Raw genomic sequence first — 3,389 nt, 5'->3', positions numbered from 1 at the left:
CCCCCCGCCCCGGGGGGCGCGCGGGGGCGGGGGGGGGGGCCCCCCCCCCCCCCCCACCACTGCATGCCTGACCAGGGCCGTCCGGGATGGACGGCCCTGTCGCGTTTCCCAGCGGGACGGGCCCGCGCCCCGGACGGCCACCACCACCGCCGTACCGAGGAGACAACCCGCATGATCGCCACGACCGCCCACCCCGTCGCTGCCGCCGTTCCCGTTCCCGTCGCGGCTCCGGCGGCCCGCCGCGTCCTGACCGGCGACCGCCCCACCGGCCCGCTCCACATCGGCCACTACTTCGGCACCCTGCAGAACCGGGTCCGCCTCCAGGACCAGGGCGTCGAGATGTTCATCGTCGTCGGCGACTACCAGGTCATCACCGACCGGGACATCGCCGACCGGCTCGCCGAACACACCGAGAACCTCGTCCTCGACAACCTCGCGGCCGGCCTCGACCCCGACCGCGCCACGATCTTCGCGCACAGCCGCGTTCCCGCCCTCAACCAGCTGCTGCTGCCCTTCCTCAGCCTGGTCAGCGTCGCCGAACTGAGCCGCAACCCCACCGTCAAGGACGAGATCGCCCACTCCAGCCAGGCCGCCGTCAGCGGACTGATGTTCACCTATCCCGTCCACCAGGCCGCCGACATCCTCTTCTGCAAGGCCGGCCTCGTCCCCGTCGGCCAGGACCAGCTGCCCCACCTCGAAGTGGCCCGCACCATCGCCCGCCGCTTCCACGAGCGCTACCCGCACGCCGACGGCACCGCCGTCTTCCCCCGCCCCGAGGCCGTGCTCTCCGACGCGCCGCTCCTCCTCGGCACCGACGGCGGCAAGATGAGCAAGAGCCGGGGCAACGCCGTCTTCCTCGGCGCCTCCGAGGACGAGACCGCCCGGCTGATCCGCGGCGCGAAGACCGACACCGACCGGCACATCGCCTACGACCCGGCGAACCGGCCCGAGGTCGCCAACCTCGTCCTGCTGGCCGCCCTCTGCCAGGGCCGGGCACCCGAGGACGTCGCCGCCGAACTCGGAGACGGCGGCGCGGCCGCGCTCAAGCGCACCGTCACGGAGTCCGTCAACGAGTTCTTCCGCCCGATCCGCGCCCGCCGGGCCGCGCTCGCCGCCGACCGCGGCCACCTTCGCCAGGTACTGCGCGACGGAGCCGAGCGCGCCAACGCCATCGCGGACGCCACCCTCGCCGAGGTCAGGGAGGTCATGGGGTCGGTCTGAGGACGACGGGGCATACCACTTGCGGCGGGCCCCGCCGGATCCGACCGCACCTCACCCCCTCACGCTCCGACGCCCGCACCCTGGAAGGATCCCGGCCATGGACCAGCACCCGACCACGCCCGCCCGAGGGCTGACCCGTCCGCCGCAGCTCCGTCCGGGGGACCACGTCGTCGTGGTCGCCCCCAGCGGCCCGATCGACCCCGAGCGGCTCACCGCCGGGACCGCGATCCTGCGCTCCTGGGGGCTGCGGGTCACCGTCGCCCCGCACGTCCTCGACACCCACCCCACCCTCGGCTACCTGGCCGGCACCGACACCGGCCGGGCCGCCGACCTGCAGGACGCCTGGCTCGACCCCACCGTCGACGCCGTCGTCTGCGCCCGCGGCGGCTACGGCGTGCACCGCGTCGTCGACCTGCTCGACTGGGCCGCGATGCGCCGCGTCCCGCCCAAGGTCCTCATCGGCTTCAGCGACGTCTCCTCTCTGCACGAGGCCTTCGCCCAGCGGCTCGGCCTCGCCACCCTCTACGGGCCGATGTGCGCGGCAGCCTCCTTCATCGAGGACGCCCCCACCGCCGAACACCTGCGCCGCACCCTCTTCGAGCCCGCCACGACCACCGTCCTCACCGGACCGGCCGCCGCACCGCTCGTCCCCGGCCGGGCCCGCGGCGTCACGGCCGGCGGCTGCGTCCACGTCCTCGCGGCCGAGCGGGGCACGCCCGCCGCCCGGCCCTCCTTCGCGGGCGCCATCCTGATCCTCGAAGACGTGAACGAGCACCCGTACCAGCTCGACCGCCTCCTCACCCAGTTCCTCCGCTCCGGCGCCCTCGACGGCGTGGCCGGCATAGCCCTCGGCTCCTGGGAGGGCTGCGGGCGACCGGACCGGGTCCGCGAGGTGATGCTCGACCGCCTCGGCCCGCTCGGGGTGCCCGTGCTGTGGGAACTGGGCTTCGGCCACTGCCCCTCCACCCTCACCGTCCCGCTCGGGGTCCCGGCCGTGCTCGACGCCGACGCGGGAACGCTGACCCTGGAGGTGCCGGCCCTCGCCGCCCGGTGAGGCGTCGGCAGCGGAGAAGCGAGCGGCCCGGGCCGGGGCGGGACGGATGAGTAGGGTGCGGCCATGAACGAGGACCGCCTCACCGCCCTCGCCCTCGGACTCCTCCGGGGCCCGGGCAGCAACGCCCGTACGATCCTCGGACTCACCGGCCCTCCCGGGGCCGGCAAGTCCACCCTGGCCCGGCACCTGGTCGCCGAGGTCGAGCGCGCCGAAGGCCCGGGCAGCGCCGCCTACGTCCCAATGGACGGCTTCCACCTCTCCGCCGCCCAGCTCGACCGCCTGGGCCTCACCCACCGCAAGGGCGCACCCGCCACCTTCGACACCCACGGCTACGTCGCGCTGCTGCGCCGCATCGCCGCCGACCGCTTCCAGGACATCTACGTCCCCGACTTCGACCGCACCCTCGACGAACCGGTCGCCGCCCGCCACGTCGTCCGTCCGCAGGCCCGCCTCGTCATCACCGAGGGCAACTACCTCGCCTCCACCGACGCCCCGTGGCCGGACGCCCGCCGACTGCTCCGCGAACTCTGGTACGTCGAGACCGACGACGCCCTCCGCGAGGAACGCCTCCTGCGCCGCCACCGCGACGGAGGCCGGGACGAGCCCACCGCACGGCGTTGGGTCACCGGCAACGACCACCCGAACGGCGAACACGTGAAGGCGGGCCGCCCGCTCTGTACCCGGACGGTCCCCGGCACGGGTTTGCCCGGAGCGCCGAATAGGGGTAGTGTTCTCTAGTCGCTCGGCAGGGAGCACCGGACACGCATCGGCGCGGACGGTCCCGGGGCGGCCAATCCTCTGAAACACCACTTCCCGACTGTGGGCCGGGTCGCGTCTTGTCGCGGCTCGGTGCGTATTCGGTGTGCGCGTTTAATTGGGTTGCGGTCGGACTTCGGCTGGATTCGCTTTTCGGAGCGGGGATCGGCTAGAGTTTGAAACGTCGGACGGGGCATCAAGTCCCGGAAGACACCGGCGAGTTGGATGACGAAGCCCCGGAAAACGGAGCGAAAAACATCTGATAAGCTGGAAACACGAAAGAACGAAGCGCCCGGAGGGCCCGCTGGAAGGCGGCTCGAAGGAAGTGTCCGTTCCTTGAGAACTCAACAGCGTGCCA

General features: G+C 73.2%; 3 protein-coding genes. All 3 read left to right on the top strand.

Translation table 11 applies throughout. From position 1 onward, the window contains the following. Window positions 1-171 precede the first annotated feature (171 nt). The 3 genes from trpS (at window position 172) to ACFV4F_RS41085 (ending at window position 3,013) form a co-directional block, all read left to right on the top strand. On the top strand, window positions 172-1,221 hold the full coding sequence (trpS, locus tag ACFV4F_RS41095; protein ID WP_380510716.1) for a tryptophan--tRNA ligase: 1,050 nt from the start codon (window positions 172-174) through the stop codon (window positions 1,219-1,221). 97 nt (window positions 1,222-1,318) lie between these two features. Further along, window positions 1,319-2,275 carry an LD-carboxypeptidase gene (locus ACFV4F_RS41090; RefSeq protein WP_380510714.1) on the top strand — a complete coding sequence of 319 codons (957 nt, stop codon included), beginning with the start codon at window positions 1,319-1,321 and terminating at the stop codon, window positions 2,273-2,275. A gap of 63 nt (window positions 2,276-2,338) precedes the next feature. Beyond that, entirely contained in the window at window positions 2,339-3,013 is a 675-nt protein-coding gene (locus ACFV4F_RS41085) for a nucleoside/nucleotide kinase family protein (protein WP_380448723.1), read from the top strand. The last annotated feature ends 376 nt before the right edge of the window (window positions 3,014-3,389 follow it).

The sequence above is a fragment of the Kitasatospora sp. NPDC059722 genome (assembly GCF_042733235.1).
GTDB lineage: Bacteria > Actinomycetota > Actinomycetes > Streptomycetales > Streptomycetaceae > Kitasatospora.
Note: the sequence above shows the minus strand (reverse complement) of the source record. Positions and strands in the feature narration are given on the sequence as shown.

Bases quoted from the DNA above. Each gene is read 5' to 3' on its own strand.
- trpS (WP_380510716.1), top strand. From the start codon at position 172: ATGATCGCCACGACCGCCCACCCCGTCGCTGCCGCCGTTCCCGTTCCC.
- ACFV4F_RS41090 (WP_380510714.1), top strand. From the start codon at position 1,319: ATGGACCAGCACCCGACCACGCCCGCCCGAGGGCTGACCCGTCCGCCG.
- ACFV4F_RS41085 (WP_380448723.1), top strand. From the start codon at position 2,339: ATGAACGAGGACCGCCTCACCGCCCTCGCCCTCGGACTCCTCCGGGGC.